We start from the raw sequence: 16,137 nt of genomic DNA on the forward strand, positions 1-16,137 counted from the left end.
AAAAGAGAGCGTTCGACCGGCCTTCAGGCTCAGGCAATAAATTTCTGCTCGCGCAGCCAGGCATCCAGCCGCTCGGCAAACACCTTGTAGCCCTCAGCGTTGGCATGAATCTGGTCCGAGCGTAATTCAGCGCGTGACAGGACGTGTGACCAGCCGTCGGCAAACAGTGCCACGCCGGTGTCGCCGGCCACCTCGGCATAGACCTCGTGGTCTTTCAGCGAACCGGTGGCGGCCGCCATCAACACAGGTTTGGGTTGGGCGATCAGCACCACCTGCGTGCTGGCACCGGCAGTCTGCACGATTTGTTTGAGGGTCGCTTTGGTGCGGTCCACCGGCAGGCCGCGCAAAAAGTCATTGCCGCCTATGGACACCAGCACCAGCCCGGGCGTGTTGGCCTGCAGCAGGCCCGGCAAACGCGCCAGGGCACCGTCGCTGGTGTCGCCGTTCACGCCGGCGTTCTGCGTGACATGGCCGGTCAATTGTTCCAGCCGCTGCGGGTAACTGGTGTCCGGCGTTGCGCCATAACCAAAGGTCAGTGAATCGCCGAGGCAAAGCAGGGTGGCCTCCCTGGCCAGTGCCTGGCCCTTGGGTTTTGCGGTTTTGGAGCAGCCGGCGGCCAGCAGCAAGGTGGCGCCCAGGCTGCCCAGGAGCAACTGGCGGCGAAGCGGAGCGGAAGACAGGGTCATGGGTAGCGGTTAAAAAATTGAACAGGTGCAGGCCGGAGTCGAAATGGCAAAAAGGCTTGACAGCAGATAATTTGCATGCGGAATTCCCTGGATTGAGACAGGCAAGCTGCCTGGTCGAGACACAACAAACATCCTAAGTGAATTTAGGCCCGGCGCCGTCTGGCCGTTTGTTACGACATGCGGCTGTGGTAGTCTGGTTTCAGCAAGCAGCCTCCTGCCAGGGTGTGCCTGCAACCCGCTTGCAGGCCGCTGCGACCCCATTTTTTAGTGCATGAAGGAGTGCCTGGTTTTGAAGTTGTCCTGGATGCCTTGTCTGTCCATTGCCCGCTGCCTGGGCGCTTGCGGCCTGCTGGCCTTGCTGGCGGCTTGTGGCGCCCCGGTCAAACAGTTTCCCCTGCAAGAGAAATTTGATTCCACCGCGACCTACTCGCGCCTGTTTGACGCCACCGCCACCCAAACCTGCGAGGCGGCCCGGCGCGCCTTGCTGAGCCAGGGTTACATCATCAACACCGCCAGGGGCGACCTGGTGGAAGGCCAAAAGAGTTTCCAGCCCGAACCGGAGTCGCATCTGCAGATGGTGATAAGGGTCGTGTGTGCGCCGGACACCACCGATGGCAAAGTCAGCCTGGGCTTTGTCACCGCCCTGCAAGACCGTTACGCGCTGAAGAAGAGCAACAACTCGGCCAGCCTCGGTGTGGGGGCGATTGGTTCGGTTTCGCTGCCTTTCAGTTCTGGCAGCGAAACCATGGTCAAGATCGGCAGCGAAACCATCAGTACCGATGCGTTTTACGACCGCTTCTTTGACCTGGTTCGGCGTTACCTGCTGGCCAGCGACTGGATCGAACCAGAGCCCTGATTCGCCGGGTGTTCGTGCAAGGGCAGGAACCAGCCCAGCCCTGGTCAGGCCTTGCTTCTCAGCAGGCCATCCAGTCGCGTATCCCACCCGGCCCCGGGCAGCACGCTGGCCAGCGCGGAGTCGGGCATGGCAAAGCTGGCGCGCAGCACCTGCGCAAGCACGGCGCGGTAGTCGTGGTGCGCGGGCAGGTCTCGCGCTTCGTTGAGGTTGCCGCGCGCAAGACCTGTCCACTGGCCGTGCCAGCGGCCGCCGTTGATGTTGCTGCCGACCAGCCACATGGCATTGCCGTAACCGTGGTCCGTGCCTTTGGTGCCGTTCTCCACGGCTGTGCGGCCGAATTCGCTCATCACCACCACCACGTCGCCGGGTTCGGAAAAGTCCTGGCGTAGCTGGGCAATGCCGCGCCCCAGGTTGCCAAGGTTGTTGGCCAGCTGGCCGGTGCTGTTGCCCTGGTTGGCATGTGTGTCCCAGCCGCCGGCTGACAGGAAGCCCAGGCGCAGTTCCCTGTCGTTGCGCATCAGGGTGCCCAGGTGTTGGGCGTCCAGCTGCAGGCCCACGGGATCTGCGGCACCATTGCTTGCGGCCAGCATTTGTGCGTTCTGCGCCTGGACGCTGGCGGGTGTGCCGTCGCGGTCCAGCCTGCCGTCCCGCATGGCGGCCTCACGGTTGGCCATGTCGCGGCGGCCGGTTGCTGCGGCCTTCTCGGTACTGAGCTCCTGCGCGCTTTGCATGCGGCTACCCGCGCCCTGGCGGAAGGCCTCGCTGACCTTGTCGTTGCCGGCGTAAAGGTCCATCAGGGCCTGGCGGGTTTTGTCGTTGGCAAGCACGCCGGTTTTTTCTGCGGCCTGGCCGCGCGGTATCAGTTTGACGGGCGCGCCGCCCGCCAGGATGGCCGGATTCGCTTCGCCCACACCCAGCGCGCATACAGTGGACGAATGGCCGGCGCTGTTGATGCCTGCCGCCTTGTTCAGCCAGCCGGAGGCCGCGCTGGTTTTGCCGCTTTGCCCGATTTCCATTTCGTACTGCGCGGCAAAGTGCGAGCGGTTGGGGGCGGGCAGGCCGGCTGCCGGCACAAAGCCCAGCACGCCTTGCTGCCACAACGGCAGCAGGGGCGACAGCGCGGGATGCAGTGCAAAAGTGTTGTCAAGCCTGATGGCGGTGCGTGTGCTGCCGTCCGGCGCCGCAATCGCGATGTTGGGCCGCGTGTTGTAGTAGTTGGCATCGGCATACGGCACAAAGGCCGAGAGGCCGTCGTAGGCGCCGCGCAGCAAAACGACGACCAGCCGGCCCTGGCTTTTTTGTTTTGCGCCCAGGGGCGCGGCTTGTGCCCACACGCGCGGCGCAGCCATGGCGCCCAGCGCCAGGCCGGCGCCCGTGAGTATCCGGCGGCGGGAAAATTCAGGCTTGTGCATGGAGACCTCCTGGTGCCGGTGTGGCAAGGTTTATTTGTTCATGAAGTCGGGGCTGGCCAGCGTGAGGCCGGTGCGCAGGGCAGGCGGCTCCTGCGCGATGCGTCCACGGCTGGCATCGCTTAAAAACGCTTGCAGGTAGGTCGGCTCGCTGATGCGATTGCCCAGGGTCATGGCGTAGTCGGCGCGGCGCGTCAGGGCTTCCGGCGCCAGCCAGGTGGCCGCATCTGTTTTGTAGCCGTCGGGTGTTTGCCAGCCGTGCAGGGGCTGCCCGGCCTGCGCCAGGAAACCGAGCGTCAGCTGGAGTTCGCGCCTGTCCTTGATGCCGCCGCCTGCGGTGAGTGCGGAGCAGGCAAAGTCCATTGGTGTTTTGAAGAGTGTGTTGTCTGCACGCCAGAACTCGGGCGAGTTGACCAGCGTGCGCATGACCGCGCGTATATCGCCCTGTGTGTTGATGAAGGTGTTGCTCAATCGGTCTACCAGTGCCTGCGGCGGTTTGTCCGAGACAAAGGTGGTGGCCAGCCGCCGGGCGATGCGTTTGGCCGTGGCGGGCTGGCGTGCCAGCATGCGGATGGCGTCCTCGCCTTCGCGCACACCGTTGGCGCGGAAGGGACGGCCCAGCAAAGTCTTGTCGCCGTTGTCATGCAGGCGTTCGGCAAAACGGAAACCTTCGCCCTGCGGCAAACCGACGGTCCAGCCGGTGAGGATGCGAGCCAGCTCGCGCACATCGTTCTGGGTGTAGCCTGCATCGACACCCAGCGTGTGCAGTTCCATCAGTTCGCGTGCGTAGTTCTCGTTGATGCCGCGCACATTGCTTTGGGCCTGGTCCAGGTAAAACAGCATAGCCGGGTGGCGTGCGCTGGCCAGCAGCAGGTCTTCAAACCTGCCGAGTGCGTGGGCACGAATGGCATTGACTGCGTAATGCCCGACAAACGGGCGCACCGCGCCCTTGCCGGCAAACACATTGAGGTGGTTGAACCAGAACTCGGTCATGCGCGCCAGCAGCGGGTTCTCCATGGACGGGTCGCTGCAGGACATGAGTCGCCATGCCGCGGCGCCTTGCTGCATCTCGCGGCTGAAGCCTTCGGCATCGGTGGCCTTGACAACCAGGACGGCCGGGTTGACCTGGTTTGACGTATTGGCAATGGGCGCGGCTGTGGGCGTTGCAGATTGTTCGCGTGTGGTGCGGCGTGCCTGGCGCTCGGCGCGGAAGTCGCGGGCAATGTCATTGACCGGTTCGTTGAAGCGCGCAATTTCTGCGGGAATGATGGGTGCACTCTGGCTGGCGGTGTAAGCGGCGTCGATTTGCTGGAGCGCCCAGGCTTTGGGATCCGTTTCTGCTGCCTGTGCCGTGGCCGCTGTGGGGCCGTAACCGAGCCGCGAAGTGGCGCGCCACGCAGCCTGTAAATTGCTTGCACTGTTGTCGGCCTGCGCGATGGCCGGCGGACCTGCCAGCATGGAAAGCGCGAATGCCAGTGCGGCTGCGGCGTGATGTGGCGTGTTCGGGCTGTAGTGAGGCATCGACATCTCCGGTTGCAGGGAATTGATCCTGCACATGTCTAACGCCGCATGAAGGTAGCTGGTTGGCAGCTTTACACAAAAACAATCGGCATCAGCTTTTTACGGCAGCTTTACGTCTGCCCTACGTGCCAGACAATCCGCGCTCCTGTAATTGGCTGGCGCAGGGCCTTGTCATGAAGGGCTTGTGTAAAGGCAGAACGGGTGTGATCCGTCCGTTTTGTATGTGTCGCGTGAAATCCAGTCCGGCATCCGCCGGTATCACCTGAAGGAGTAATGGAAATGAACATGAAGCTAAATTCGCGTTGGGTGTGGTTGCCTGCCCTGCTGACGTCAGTGGGCGCAGGCCTGGCCGCGCCTGCGGCGTTTGCCGCCGACCCGGCCTCCGATCTGTACATCGGTGCCAGCGTGTCTTCCAAGAGTGCATCCAGCCTGGGCGGCGGGATTGATACTGCATTGGCCAACCAGGGTCTGGGCAGCAGCACCTCGGTGGGCAACTCCAGTACCAATCCCGGTTTGCGGCTGGGCTACCGGATCAACCCGAACTTTGCGGTTGAAGCCACTTACGACCGGGCCGGCGTCATGAACCTGCAGTCCTCCATTGCTTCGCCTGCTGCCGATACTGCATCGGGCAGTTGGAAGGCCAACGGCATTGGCCTGCACGCGCTGGGCATCTTGCCGATTGACAGCAAATGGTCGGTCTATGGGCGACTCGGTGTTGAGCAATGGCACACCACGCTGAACCTGGCGTCGAATGCCGGTGGGGCTACCAGTGTGTCGAACACCAGCTCCAACACCTCGCTGGCTGTGGGCGCCGGCACGGCTTATGCGCTGACGCCGAACCTGGATGTCACGGCCGAGCTGGTGCGCTACAACCGTGTGGGCGATCCGGCCAGCACCGGGCGCGTCGGCTTGAGCGACTTCAACATCGGCCTGCGCTACCACTTCCTTTGACTCTCTTGAACCTGGCGCTTTCAATGTAAAGCGCCGCAATTGTTGCCAGCACGGGCCGTGGCCCGTGCTGGCGTTTCGCATAATCACAAGTTGAGCAGGGAGATGAGCATGTTGAAATCCAAAAAACATCTGGCAATCGCCATCGTGCTGGCCGGTATCGGCTTTAACAGCTACGCCCAGTTTGGCGGTGCCGGTGGTTCGGGCGGCATGCGCCACAGCCGGGGCAGCGACAGCCAGGGCAGCAAGACGAACGAGGTTTCAGGGCGGTCCTCGTCTCGCCTGGAGCAGGTCAACAACAAACTCTACGACCTGCGCATACGCCTGCTGATCACGCCGGAGCAATCGCCGGCCTGGGAGAAATTCCGGGCCGGATTCATCGATCTGGCGACCTATGGCGGATCGGGCCAGTCGAATCCGGATGAGCAGACCGCTCTTCAGGCTACACAAAGGCAGCTTGATGCCGCGCAAAACCGCTTTGCACTGGCCGAAAACCTGAATGAGGCGTCAAAGGCGCTGTTCGCCGCGCTGAGCCCGGACCAGCAGCGCATGGCAGACCAATTGCTGCCGAGATTGCTGGCCGAGTCCGGCGGTGATGGCGGCCAGGGCGCCATGGCCCGCCGCTGATCAATCCAAAGCAGGCCGCAAGCTATCTGGCCAGTTGCAGCAGCATCTGGTCGGTGGCATAGTCGCAGTCCTTTGGGCCGCGCAGGCAAAAGGCCGCGATGGCCTTGACGTCCACCGGCATGGCGGCCAGGCCCGGGCGTTCGACCAGCAGGTTGCCGTCCGCCGTAGCCTGCACCTTATAGCCAGGGTATTGCTCGCTGATCTTGGCGGTCAGCAATTTTTGCCAGCTGGGTGGCTCGCTGCAGGCGGGCAGGGCAAGTGCCGCCAACAGGCCAGCGGCGGCCAAAAGTGCTTTTGGGGGCTTCAGGAAGGCCATTTTGGCGGTTTTTAAGGGTTGAAAGTGGCTGAGGCCAAGGTGGAATGCGCGCAGCCAGCTATCAAAATAATAGTGAAAAATTCATGCCGCAGGCTGCCCGGCATTGGCGGTGTCATGCTCGGCATGTGCATGCAGTTGCCGGCGCACGTAGTCCACATGCTGGCGCAAGGTGTAGACCCGGTCTGAAAAATCCAGCGAGAACTTCATGTGGCTGACTTCCTGCTCGATCTTGTCCAGCCTGGCCGTGGCTTTTGCGATTTCGCCGGGGCTCAGGCGGCGCGAAGTGATGTCGCGTTCCATCTCCAGCAGCACGGCGTAGCGCCTGTAGAGGCGGTTTTTCTCCTTGAACTCGAACAGCCTGGGCACGATCCTGAAGATGGGGATCGCAATGGCCACCAGCGGCACCAGCACCAGCAGCAGGCGCTGCAGCGCGTTGGCTGCCCAGTAGGGCAGGTAGCGCTGGAAGAAGGACCGGCCGTCCCTGTAGTAGCGCGCCGCCTCATCCGCCAGCGGATAGTCGGTGGCAATGCCGTTGGGAAACATGCCGGGTTTGTTCAGCAGCGTGGCACCCTTGTGGACGTCGCGTGCGGCCTCCAGCAGCAGGTAGGCCAGGGCCGGGTGCAGGTCCTGGCGGGCCACCAGGTTGGCGGTTGTGGTGAGCAGGGTGATGTCCTGGCGTGGCCTGTCCTGCGCCGGGTCTACGGAGCCGGCCTTCAGGCTGACCAGCGACAGGTAGGGGAAGCGCCGTGTCAGCCCTTCGGCATGTTCCATGGACACCAGATAAACCTCTTCCTGTTTGCCCAGCAACAATTGCACGGCCGGGGTTTGCGGCGCGCCGATGATGAACAGCGCGTCGAGGTTTTTGGCCAGCAGCGCATTGGCCGCAGCCATGCCGCCATCGGTGCTCAGGGTGGCATTGGTGGCGTTGATGCCGTAGGCCTGCAGCAGCTCAAGTGAGACCTTGCGTGTGCCGCTGCCCTCGGCGCCAATGGCGATTTTTTTACCCGCCAGCGGCACCAGCCCTTTGGCCAGCGTTTTTGCAAGTGCCGGGGAGGCGAACATCCAGACCGGTTCATAACCGATGACGCCCAGCGAGCGCAAATCCGTGTCGCTGTCGGTTTCCTGCGGGTCCAGTGTCAATATGCCCAGCCCGCCCTGCACAAAGCCCACGGGTGTGCCGGCGCTGAGCCGCTCCAGGTTTTGCACGGCGCCGGTTGAGGGCTTGAGGTCCAGCGTGACGCCGTTGGCCTTGAGGTAGGCCTGGTAACGCAAGGCAAACTGGTGCGCCGCGCCATCCACCGCGCCGGTTGTCATCTCTATCTTGCGCGGCGGTGCCGGCAGCACGGAGCGCGAAAGCATGGACAAGACCACGGCCAGGGCACCGACGATGGCGACGACCAGCAGCAGGGTTTGTTTGCGGGTCAGGGAGGGGATGATCAGCATGGGCACAGTCTAATTCCAGTTCCACATCATCCGTGCACTTTGCCGGCGTTGCAGTACTAGTCCCAGCCGGGCTTGTTAAACGCCTTTACCAGGTATTCCACCATGCGCCGCACCTTGACCGACAGGTGCTGGCGGCTCGGGTACACCGCGTGAATGGCGAGCGTCGGTGCCCGGTACTGCGGCAGCACTTCCAGCAGCCGGCCGGCCTTCAGGTCGGCGCCGACGATGAAGTCGGGCTGCAGGATCAGGCCCTGGCCCGCCAGGGCGGCGGCCAGGCAGGTGTCGCCCGAGTTGCTGCGCAAGCGGGCCTGCGTCAGCACTTCAACCGGGCCGCCGGGTCCGTCAAAGGCCCAGACATCGCCGCCCGACCAGTAGCTGTAGGCGATCACCGGATGCGCGGCCAGGTCTTCAATGAGGCGCAGCGCAGGCTGGCGCGCCAGGTAGGCGGGCGAGGCGCACAGCACCACGCGGGTGCTGGCAAGCTGGCGAGACACCAGACTGGAATCCGGCAGGCGGGCAATGCGTATGGCCAGGTCGTAACCTTCGTCCACCAGGTCCACCACGCGGTCGGACAGCGTGACGTCCAGCGTCACATCGGGATGGCGCTGCAAAAAACCGCCCCACAGCGGCGCCAGGTGCAGGTTGCCAAAACTCACCGGTGCGTTGATGCGCAGGCGGCCCACCGGCCGCGCGGTGCCGGCGCTGGCGGCCAGGTTGGCTTCGGCGAGGTCGTCCAGGATTTTGCGGCAGCGCTCAAAATAATCGGCACCCGCTTCGGTCAGCGACTGCCTGCGGGTGGTGCGGTTCAACAGCCGCGTATCCAGCTGCGCCTCCAGCTCGAGCACCAGGCGCGAGACCACCGCCTTGGACGTGCCCAGCTTGTCGGCGGCTTTGACAAAGCTGCCGCTTTGCACCACGGCGACAAAAGCCTGTATCTGGCGGAGTTGGTCCATGGCTTGGCAGTCTTCGTGAAAGAGTGGGGTGCGTGATCATTGTCAATCGATAAAAGACAATAAGTCAATATCGTAGTTATTTATCTTTTGTTTGTGGACAACTACAGTACTCTCATTACCCTGCAAAGAGAGTAGCCCATGACTGCAAGCCCCCTTCCTGTTTTGTTCATTTCCCACGGCGCACCGCTGTTTGCAATTGAAGCCGGCAGTACCGGTCCGGCCCTCACCCGCTGGGGCGAAGGCCTGCAGCGGTCAGGCAAGGGCCTGCGCGGCGTCGTCATCATGTCGCCGCACTGGATGGCGCGCGCGCCTGCGGTGATGAGCAATCCGGCTCCGGCCACCTGGCACGACTTTGGCGGTTTTCCGCCCGCGCTTTATGAACTGCAATACCCGGCTGCAGGCAGCCCGGCACTGGCGGCCGAGGTGCTGGGCTTGCTCAAGGATGCCGGCATGGCGGCAGGCAGCGACCCCGAACGTCCGCTGGACCATGGTGCCTGGGTGCCGCTGATGCATCTGTTTCCGCAGGCCAACGTGCCGGTGGTGCAGCTTGCCTTGCCGGTGGACGCGGGCCCGGCACAGGTGCTGGCCATGGGCCGTGCGCTCGCCAGCCTGCGCTCACGCGGCGTGCTGCTTGTCGGCTCGGGCAGCATGACGCACAACCTGCGCGAATTTTTTGGCGGCGCGCGCGAGCCTGCGCCCTATGTGCTGGAGTTCAGCCGCTGGGTGGAAGCCGCGATTGCACGCGGCGACAAGGCCGCCTTGCTCGACTACCGCCGCCAGGCGCCGCATGCGCAGCGGGCGCACCCGAGTGAAGACCATTTCCTGCCGCTGTTTTTTGCGCTGGGGGCCGCCGGCTGGGGCGACGAAGACGCCGTGCAGGCCGACTACCTGAGCCGCGAGGTGATGTACGGCATTCTTGCCATGGATTCGTTTGCGCTGGCCTGATTCCATCTCTACTTCAATGCGATATGTCGTTGACCCGCCTTGCCGTGCTGCAGCACTGTCTGCGGCGGTGCGCCTAATTTCGAATCGAATTAGAAATGGAATAAATAGCGTGAAACCCTGCTGAAAGATAAATTTATGAATCAAAACAATACACAGTCCAATACCGACGCGCACAAGCAGCTATCATTTTTGAAGCGTGATGCGGCCCCGGGAAGCGTCAAGCCCTGGCTGCTGGTGCTCATGCACGGCGTGGGCAGCAATGAGGAAGACCTGTTCGGCCTTGCGCCGTCGGTGCCGGCCAATTTTCATGTCGTCAGCCTGCGCGCGCCGAATGTGATGGGGCAGGGCTCGTATGCGTGGTTCCAGTTTGGCGTCACACCGCAGGGCCAGCGCGTCATCAACCAGGAACAGGAAGCGGCCAGCCGCCAGTTGATCGCCGGGACGGTATCCGCCTTGTCGCAGCAACTGGGCGTGCCGCCGGAGCGGGTGGTGGTGGGCGGCTTCAGCCAGGGCGGCATCATGGCCCTGTCGCTGCTGTTGACGCAGCCGCAGCTTGTGCAAGGCGCCATGGCGCTGCACAGCCGGCTGCTGGCGGAGGTGTTGCCGCTGCTGGCGCCGGCCGATCAATTGCAGGGCAAGCAACTGTGGGTCAGTGCGGGCACGCGTGACCAGGTGTTGCCGCTGGCCCATGCGCATGCGATTCGTGAACAGGTTCAGCAACTGCCGCTCACGCTGCACTATGCCGAGTTTCCCAATGCGCACGAGATCACGCCCGATGAACTGGCGCAGGCCATGCAGTGGCTGCAGCAGTTGTCGGCTTAGAGCCCGTCCCGCACCTGCGCCACAATTTCCAGTGAACGCCGGGCAATCGCCGGATCGTAGATGTGCGCCGTGAGCATCAGCTCGTCGGCCCCGGTGTCGGCAATAAAACTGCGCAGCCCGGCTTCCACCGTGTTGGCCGAACCTGCAATCGCGTACCTGAGCATGCGTTGGGCGCCGGCTTTTTCAGCGGGTGACCAGTAGGCCTCGATGTCATCAATCGGCGGCGGCATGGGGCCGGGCGTGCCGCGCAGCAGATTGGTCATGGCTTGCTGAACAGAGGTCAACTGGTAGCGCGCGGCCTCATCGGTTTCAGCCGCCACCACATTGGCGACCACCATGACATAGGGCTTTTGCAATTGCGCCGAAGGCTTGAAGCGCTGGCGGTAAATCTCCAGTGCCTGCATCAGCATGTCGGGTGCGAAATGTGAGGCGAAGGCAAACGGCAGGCCCATCATGGCGGCGAGCTGCGCGCCAAACAGGCTGGAGCCCAGCAGCCAGAGCGGCACCCTGAGCCCGGCGCCCGGTACCGCGCGGATTCTCTGGCCGGGCTGCACATCATCGAAATAAGCCTGCAACTCCTCGACATCCTGCGGAAAGGTGTCGGCGTTGTTCTGGTGGTCGCGCCGCAGGGCGCGCGCGGTCAGCTGGTCGGTGCCCGGCGCCCGGCCCAGGCCCAGGTCTATGCGGTCCGGGTAAAGCGAGGCCAGCGTGCCGAACTGCTCTGCAATCACCAGCGGCGAATGGTTGGGCAGCATAACGCCGCCGGACCCGACGCGTATCGTGGTGGTGCCGCCCGCCACATGGCCTATCACCACGGCCGTTGCCGCGCTGGCAATGCCGGGGTTGTTGTGGTGTTCGGCCAGCCAGAAGCGCCGGTAGCCCAGCTTTTCGGCCTGCCGGGCCAGTGCCAGCGTGTTGCGAAACGCATCGGCGGCTGTGTTGCCCTTGACGATGGGAGACAGGTCGAGAACGGAAAAAGGGATCATGGTCCGGACAGTTTAAAAGCGCAGCCCCGGCGGCGTGGGGACGGCGGCGTAATCCCTTGTTCCGCAGGGCGCTCACCGGCACCGCGAGCGGGGACGGTATAACTGCTGTATGAGTCCTCAATCAACCCCCCAAACATCCCGGCAACTCCCGCACCTGGCGCAAGCCCTTGCCGCCGCTGCGGCCCGCCATGAAACCCCCTGCGGGACCGGCTCCATGGTCTGGCATGTCTGGACCCCTGAAGTGGCCAATGATGCCCTGGCCCCGCTGCTGCTGTTTCACGGCGGCAGCGGCAGCTGGACGCACTGGTTGCGCAATATTCCCGCGCTTGTAGCGTCCGGGCGCAGTGTCTATGTACCGGACCTGCCTGGTTTTGGCGATTCGGCTCGTCCTGCACAGGGGCGGGATGCTGACTCGCTGTCTGAATATATTGAACAAGGCCTGCAGTTGCTGTTGGGTGAGCGCTCCTGTGACGTTGCCGGTTTTTCCTTTGGCGGCATGGTTGCCGGGTTCCTCGCTGCACAGTTTCCGGCGCGGGTGGCCCGACTCATATTGGTGGGGGCGCCCGGCATGGGCATCAAGCCCGAGCAGCCTGTTCGCCTGCAGGCCTGGCGGCATCTTGGCCCGGAGTTGCAGGATGCGGTGCATCGCAGCAACCTGGCCGCCTTGATGCTGTACAAGCCTGAAGCCATCACCGAACTGGCCTTGGGCCTGCATGTCGCCAACGTGTGGCGCGACCGCATGCCCGGCCGCCGGCTGGCGCGCACGGATGTGCTGGCGGCTTTGTTGCCGGGCATCCGGTGTCCGCTGTATGCCATATACGGGCGCGAAGATGCCCTTTACCGCGGCCGTATGGACGGACTGGTGCCGGTGCTGCAACAGGCCGGTGATTTCAGGGGATTGACGTTTATTGAAGCGGCCGGGCACTGGGCCCAGTTCGAGCAGGCCGGGGCCTTTAACGAAGCCTTGTTGGCTGTGCTGGACGCTGCCCCCTGAAGCAGGCCGGCAGGCCTGAAAAGCTCGTGCCGGATCATTTCGCAGAGCGAAAAGTGGGAAATATTCACTTGTGAAATATGCCCGCTCATTGCATCCTCGGGGTCAGGATTTCCATACCCATAACTACCCCCCGACATGACCATAAGCAGTGACTTGATCAGGAAGGTGACCGCCACCCTGTATGAGCGATCGCTCAAGAAAATCCCGGAAGACACCAAGGCTGTTCTGCGCCAGGCGCAAACGCAGGACAGTTCGGACACGGCCCGCAAGACGCTCACCATCATGCTCAAGAGCGCCGATGCGGCGGAGAAGCAGGACCACCTGATCTGTACCGATGTAGGCATTCCGGTGTACTCGATCAAGATAGGCACGCAGGTGCGCTTTGACGGCCCTGTGCGGCAGGCCATTGTTGACGGCCTGGCCGACCTGGCTGCCAATATCAATCCGCCCATCCTGAAGATGGTGACCAACCCGCTGACACACCAGCGCGGCCACACGGGCAAGGACATGCCGCTCATGACCTTCGACGTCATCGACGATGCCGACTACCTGGAAATCATCTGCGCACCCAAGGCCATGGGTAGCGGGCGCTGGGAAGCCCTGGAGACCTTTGTCTATCCCACCCTGGAGGACATAGAGACCTACATCCTTGAAGTCGTGATGAAGGCCGGCTCACAGCCTTGCCCGCCCATTGTTGTCGGCGTCGGCATAGGCGGCACCTTCGACTATGCGGCACGCATGGCCAAGCAGCAGATCCTGCGGCCTTTCGGCCAGACCAACCCCGAGCCGATTCTTGCCGCGATGGAGCAGCGCCTGCTCAAGGCCATCAACAGCATGGGCTTCGGCCCCATGGGGACAGGCGGCGACACCACCGCCATGGCTGTGCATATCGACTACGCGGCCAGCCACGGTTTCATGCCGGTGGCGGTGGCCCTGAACTGCTGGATCAACCGCCGCACCGGTGCGCGTATCCACAGCGACGGCAGTGTGGAGTGGTTTGAATGAGCAAGACCCACTACCTGCAACTGCCGCTGGACGCGGACGCCGTGCGCGAGCTGGCCGTCGGCGACATGGTCATGCTGAGCGGCGACATCACCATCAGCATAGGCCTGCCGACACACAAGCGCATGGTCAGTGAACTGCAGGCCGGCAATGAGTTACCGCTGGACCTGCACGGGGGCGCCTTTTTTCACCTGAGTTCCTACATCCGCGATGGTGATGACAGCGGCTCGGCGCCCGAGGCCCTGTACATGAACCCGAGCACCAGCACACGCTACAACCCCTACATGCCGGAGCTGATCCGCATGCTCGGGCTGCGCCTGGTGGGCGGCAAGGGCGGGCTGGACATGGCCAGCGTGGCAGCCATGCAGCAGGCCGGATGCGCCTTCCTGTCATTCCTGGGCGGCGGCGTTCCGATATTGTCCGAGTCGATAGAGCAGGTCGTGTCCACCCACTGGAATGAATACATATCCCAGTTCCGTCTCACGACCTTGCGCGTGAAAAACCTGGGGCCCGCGACGGTGGCCATCGATGCGCATGGCAACAGCATTTACGACAGCCTTCGCAAGCAGGCCGAAAGCCGCTTGCCCGGTATCCTGAGCGAATTGAATCAACAAAGACAGATTAATCAAACGGAGAAACCATGAAACGTCACCAATTCCTGAAAGCAGCAGTCGCCGTCGCCGGTGCCTTGCTCCTGTCGCAAACTGCAGCGTTTGCGCAGAGCTGGCCCAACAAGCCTGTGCGCCTCATCGTGCCATTCCCGGCAGGCGGCAGCACCGACATCGTCGCGCGCCAGCTGGCCCAGCACCTGAGCACGGCGCTTGGCCAGCAATTCATCGTGGACAACCGTGCCGGCGCCGCCGGCAACATCGGCACCGATGCCGTGGCCAAGGCCGCGCCGGACGGCTACACCATTGGGCTGTCCACCTCGGGCCCGCTGGCGAACAACAAGTCCCTGTACAAAAACATGCCCTTCGATGCGCAAAAGGACTTGAGCCCGATTGCACTGGTCGGCGAGATCCCCATGGTGTTTGTCACCAACCCTTCGGTCAAGGCGCAAAACCTCAAGGAATTCGTAGCCCTGGCCAAAGCCAATCCGAATGATTATTCGGTCGGCCATCCGGGTAACGGCACCATAGGCCACCTGACGCTGGAGTCTTTCAAGACCAGCACGGGCACAAGCCCGCAAGGCATACCGTACAAGGGCGACACGCCGGCCATGACGGATTTGCTGGGCGGCTCCATCCAGGCCATCTCGGCGCCCGTCAGCACCTTTATCCCGAACATCCAGGGCGGCAAGCTGCGTGGCCTTGCAGTGACCTCGAAGAAACGGTTCCCCGGCCTGCCAAACGTGCCTACCGCGCTGGAGCAGGGCGTTGACCTGGAAGCTACGGTCTGGTTTGCCATTGTGGGTCCGGCCGGCATGGCCAAACCCGTGATTGAAAAACTCAACCAGGAAGTCAACCGCTACACCAACTCCGCCGAAGGCAAGGCCAAGCTGGCCCAGTTCGGCATGGTGGAGGCCAACGGCGGCCCCGATTTGTTGGGCAAGCTGATGAACGCCGAAGCCGCCAAATGGAAAAAGGTGGTTGAGGCCGCCAGGATTTCGCTCGATTGAGCGTGTGCAGACCAACACCAATACTTGCATCCAGGAATAAACGATGACAGCAAACAGCGCTACCCGTCCCCTTCTTTTTGACTCGCACGCCCACCTGGTGGCCGACGACCAGGCGCGTTATCCGCGCAACCCCATGCAGCGCGCCAAGGACGCGCCATACCGCCACCCAGGCGTGATCGGCAAGCCGGGCGGCCACCATGGCCCCAACCCGGTCAATGAAGTGCCCGATGCCTTGCGCATGCTGCAATGGATGAAGGATGAAAACGTCGATGGCATCGTTGCCGTGCAAAAACGCATGATCTACCGCTACGACAACAGCTACATCCTGGACTCCTCGGACAAGTACCCGGAGCTGTTCAGCGCGGTGGTGATCCTGGACGCCGAGGACGAAGGCACGCCGGCGCTTGTGCGCCAGTACATCAGGAACAACGGGCTGGCGGGCGTACGCCTGTTCGGCGGGCGCAAGCCCGACGGCAGCATGCCCTGGCTGAATTCACCGCAGGCCCTGAAGACCTGGGAGGTCGCGCAGGAGTTCGGGCTGGTCATGGACCTGGAAGTGCTGTCGGAAGGCGGCGGCGGCCCGTCCATCCCGGCGATCATCGAACTGGCAAGAAAGTACCCGGACGTCCGCATCGTGCTGGACCACCTGCTTGAACCCGAGATGCAGGAAGGCGACCACTTCGGACTGGACGAGCGCTACCAGACCCTGTCGGGCGAGAAGAACATCTTCTTCAAGTTCACCTCCATCAACCTGGACATCTGCCGCGAAGAGAATATTTCGGCTGAGAAGGTCCTGCGCCGTGCCGTGGACATGTTTGGTGCTGATCACCTCATGTGGGGCTCCGACATCGGCACCTCGTCGGGTACGTACAAGGAGATGGTGCAGCGTTTCCTGGACTCTGCAGTGGTCCTGAGTGCTGAGGAAAAGAGCGCGGTATTTCACGACACGGGCAAACGCGTGTTCGTGAAAGGCGGCATCAAGGCCTGAGAACCCGACAAGACCATTCGCCC

The 16,137-nt window shown here is 63.0% G+C and carries 17 protein-coding genes; 10 read left to right on the forward strand and 7 right to left on the reverse strand.

The annotated features are described in order from the left end of the window. Window positions 1-29 precede the first annotated feature (29 nt). Complete coding sequence (locus ACFQND_RS02980) at window positions 30-686, reverse strand: GDSL-type esterase/lipase family protein (RefSeq protein WP_371434532.1); 657 nt, start codon at window positions 684-686, stop codon at window positions 30-32. Between the two features lie 304 nt (window positions 687-990). On the opposite strand from ACFQND_RS02980, the gene ACFQND_RS02985 reads away from it, so the two are divergent. Continuing rightward, window positions 991-1,542 carry a DUF2242 domain-containing protein gene (locus tag ACFQND_RS02985; protein WP_371434637.1) on the forward strand — a complete coding sequence of 184 codons (552 nt, stop codon included), beginning with the start codon at window positions 991-993 and terminating at the stop codon, window positions 1,540-1,542. Window positions 1,543-1,586: 44 nt separating this feature from the next. On the opposite strand, the gene ACFQND_RS02990 is transcribed toward ACFQND_RS02985, so the two are convergent. After that, window positions 1,587-2,954, reverse strand: a complete 1,368-nt coding sequence (locus tag ACFQND_RS02990; protein WP_371434533.1) for a DUF1501 domain-containing protein — start codon at window positions 2,952-2,954, stop codon at window positions 1,587-1,589. A gap of 30 nt (window positions 2,955-2,984) precedes the next feature. Then, complete coding sequence (locus tag ACFQND_RS02995; RefSeq protein WP_371434534.1) at window positions 2,985-4,472, reverse strand: DUF1800 domain-containing protein; 1,488 nt, start codon at window positions 4,470-4,472, stop codon at window positions 2,985-2,987. 279 nt (window positions 4,473-4,751) lie between these two features. Here ACFQND_RS02995 and ACFQND_RS03000 point away from each other — a divergent pair, with 279 nt between their 5' ends. Together ACFQND_RS03000 and ACFQND_RS03005 are read left to right on the forward strand one after the other, a co-directional pair. Further along, entirely contained in the window at window positions 4,752-5,423 is a 672-nt protein-coding gene (locus ACFQND_RS03000; protein ID WP_371434535.1) for an outer membrane beta-barrel protein, read from the forward strand. 108 nt (window positions 5,424-5,531) lie between these two features. Further along, on the forward strand, window positions 5,532-6,047 hold the full coding sequence (locus ACFQND_RS03005; RefSeq protein WP_371434536.1) for a hypothetical protein: 516 nt from the start codon (window positions 5,532-5,534) through the stop codon (window positions 6,045-6,047). A 22-nt stretch (window positions 6,048-6,069) separates the two neighbouring features. Here ACFQND_RS03005 and ACFQND_RS03010 read toward each other — a convergent pair whose 3' ends face one another. The 3 genes from ACFQND_RS03010 to ACFQND_RS03020 form a co-directional block, all read right to left on the reverse strand. Then, complete coding sequence (locus ACFQND_RS03010) at window positions 6,070-6,363, reverse strand: hypothetical protein (RefSeq protein WP_371434537.1); 294 nt, start codon at window positions 6,361-6,363, stop codon at window positions 6,070-6,072. A gap of 81 nt (window positions 6,364-6,444) precedes the next feature. Further along, window positions 6,445-7,806 (reverse strand): TAXI family TRAP transporter solute-binding subunit, encoded by a 1,362-nt coding sequence (locus ACFQND_RS03015; protein ID WP_371434538.1) that lies wholly within the window; start codon window positions 7,804-7,806, stop codon window positions 6,445-6,447. A 56-nt stretch (window positions 7,807-7,862) separates the two neighbouring features. Then, window positions 7,863-8,759, reverse strand: coding sequence for a LysR family transcriptional regulator (locus ACFQND_RS03020; RefSeq protein WP_371434539.1), 897 nt, complete (start codon window positions 8,757-8,759; stop codon window positions 7,863-7,865). 138 nt (window positions 8,760-8,897) lie between these two features. Here ACFQND_RS03020 and ACFQND_RS03025 point away from each other — a divergent pair, with 138 nt between their 5' ends. Together ACFQND_RS03025 and ACFQND_RS03030 are read left to right on the forward strand one after the other, a co-directional pair. Further along, window positions 8,898-9,704 carry a DODA-type extradiol aromatic ring-opening family dioxygenase gene (locus ACFQND_RS03025; RefSeq protein WP_371434540.1) on the forward strand — a complete coding sequence of 269 codons (807 nt, stop codon included), beginning with the start codon at window positions 8,898-8,900 and terminating at the stop codon, window positions 9,702-9,704. A gap of 135 nt (window positions 9,705-9,839) precedes the next feature. Next, window positions 9,840-10,526: an alpha/beta hydrolase gene (locus tag ACFQND_RS03030; protein WP_371434541.1), complete on the forward strand. Its 687-nt coding sequence runs from the start codon at window positions 9,840-9,842 to the stop codon at window positions 10,524-10,526. Here the strand turns inward: ACFQND_RS03030 and ACFQND_RS03035 are convergent. Beyond that, complete coding sequence (locus ACFQND_RS03035; protein WP_371434542.1) at window positions 10,523-11,512, reverse strand: LLM class flavin-dependent oxidoreductase; 990 nt, start codon at window positions 11,510-11,512, stop codon at window positions 10,523-10,525. The two genes, ACFQND_RS03030 and ACFQND_RS03035, sit on opposite strands and share 4 nt — an antisense overlap. 109 nt (window positions 11,513-11,621) lie before the next feature. Here ACFQND_RS03035 and ACFQND_RS03040 point away from each other — a divergent pair, with 109 nt between their 5' ends. From ACFQND_RS03040 to ACFQND_RS03060, 5 genes are all read left to right on the forward strand, one after another. Next, entirely contained in the window at window positions 11,622-12,506 is an 885-nt protein-coding gene (locus tag ACFQND_RS03040; RefSeq protein WP_371434543.1) for an alpha/beta fold hydrolase, read from the forward strand. Window positions 12,507-12,641: 135 nt separating this feature from the next. Then, window positions 12,642-13,511, forward strand: a complete 870-nt coding sequence (locus ACFQND_RS03045) for a fumarate hydratase (protein ID WP_371434544.1) — start codon at window positions 12,642-12,644, stop codon at window positions 13,509-13,511. Continuing rightward, window positions 13,508-14,152, forward strand: coding sequence for a fumarate hydratase C-terminal domain-containing protein (locus ACFQND_RS03050; RefSeq protein ID WP_371434545.1), 645 nt, complete (start codon window positions 13,508-13,510; stop codon window positions 14,150-14,152). Before ACFQND_RS03045 ends, ACFQND_RS03050 begins: the two co-directional genes overlap by 4 nt. After that, a complete protein-coding gene (locus ACFQND_RS03055) occupies window positions 14,149-15,126 on the forward strand; it encodes a Bug family tripartite tricarboxylate transporter substrate binding protein (protein WP_371434546.1) in 978 nt (325 codons plus the stop codon). Before ACFQND_RS03050 ends, ACFQND_RS03055 begins: the two co-directional genes overlap by 4 nt. 43 nt (window positions 15,127-15,169) lie before the next feature. Continuing rightward, the gene (locus ACFQND_RS03060) at window positions 15,170-16,114 is read left to right on the forward strand and encodes an amidohydrolase family protein (protein ID WP_371434547.1); all 945 of its coding nucleotides are present in this window, start codon (window positions 15,170-15,172) and stop codon (window positions 16,112-16,114) included. Window positions 16,115-16,137: the final 23 nt, after the last annotated feature.

It is taken from the genome of Polaromonas aquatica (assembly GCF_042659145.1).
GTDB lineage: Bacteria > Pseudomonadota > Gammaproteobacteria > Burkholderiales > Burkholderiaceae_C > Polaromonas > Polaromonas aquatica.

Coding starts and splice junctions, on each gene's coding strand:
- ACFQND_RS03050 (WP_371434545.1), top strand. CDS start 13,508: ATGAGCAAGACCCACTACCTGCAACTGCCGCTGGACGCGGACGCCGTG.
- ACFQND_RS03020 (WP_371434539.1), bottom strand. CDS start 8,759: ATGGACCAACTCCGCCAGATACAGGCTTTTGTCGCCGTGGTGCAAAGC.
- ACFQND_RS03060 (WP_371434547.1), top strand. CDS start 15,170: ATGACAGCAAACAGCGCTACCCGTCCCCTTCTTTTTGACTCGCACGCC.
- ACFQND_RS02980 (WP_371434532.1), bottom strand. CDS start 686: ATGACCCTGTCTTCCGCTCCGCTTCGCCGCCAGTTGCTCCTGGGCAGC.
- ACFQND_RS02990 (WP_371434533.1), bottom strand. CDS start 2,954: ATGCACAAGCCTGAATTTTCCCGCCGCCGGATACTCACGGGCGCCGGC.
- ACFQND_RS03040 (WP_371434543.1), top strand. CDS start 11,622: ATGAGTCCTCAATCAACCCCCCAAACATCCCGGCAACTCCCGCACCTG.
- ACFQND_RS03035 (WP_371434542.1), bottom strand. CDS start 11,512: ATGATCCCTTTTTCCGTTCTCGACCTGTCTCCCATCGTCAAGGGCAAC.
- ACFQND_RS03005 (WP_371434536.1), top strand. CDS start 5,532: ATGTTGAAATCCAAAAAACATCTGGCAATCGCCATCGTGCTGGCCGGT.
- ACFQND_RS03030 (WP_371434541.1), top strand. CDS start 9,840: ATGAATCAAAACAATACACAGTCCAATACCGACGCGCACAAGCAGCTA.
- ACFQND_RS02995 (WP_371434534.1), bottom strand. CDS start 4,472: ATGCCTCACTACAGCCCGAACACGCCACATCACGCCGCAGCCGCACTG.
- ACFQND_RS03015 (WP_371434538.1), bottom strand. CDS start 7,806: ATGCTGATCATCCCCTCCCTGACCCGCAAACAAACCCTGCTGCTGGTC.
- ACFQND_RS03010 (WP_371434537.1), bottom strand. CDS start 6,363: ATGGCCTTCCTGAAGCCCCCAAAAGCACTTTTGGCCGCCGCTGGCCTG.
- ACFQND_RS02985 (WP_371434637.1), top strand. CDS start 991: ATGCCTTGTCTGTCCATTGCCCGCTGCCTGGGCGCTTGCGGCCTGCTG.
- ACFQND_RS03055 (WP_371434546.1), top strand. CDS start 14,149: ATGAAACGTCACCAATTCCTGAAAGCAGCAGTCGCCGTCGCCGGTGCC.
- ACFQND_RS03025 (WP_371434540.1), top strand. CDS start 8,898: ATGACTGCAAGCCCCCTTCCTGTTTTGTTCATTTCCCACGGCGCACCG.
- ACFQND_RS03000 (WP_371434535.1), top strand. CDS start 4,752: ATGAACATGAAGCTAAATTCGCGTTGGGTGTGGTTGCCTGCCCTGCTG.
- ACFQND_RS03045 (WP_371434544.1), top strand. CDS start 12,642: ATGACCATAAGCAGTGACTTGATCAGGAAGGTGACCGCCACCCTGTAT.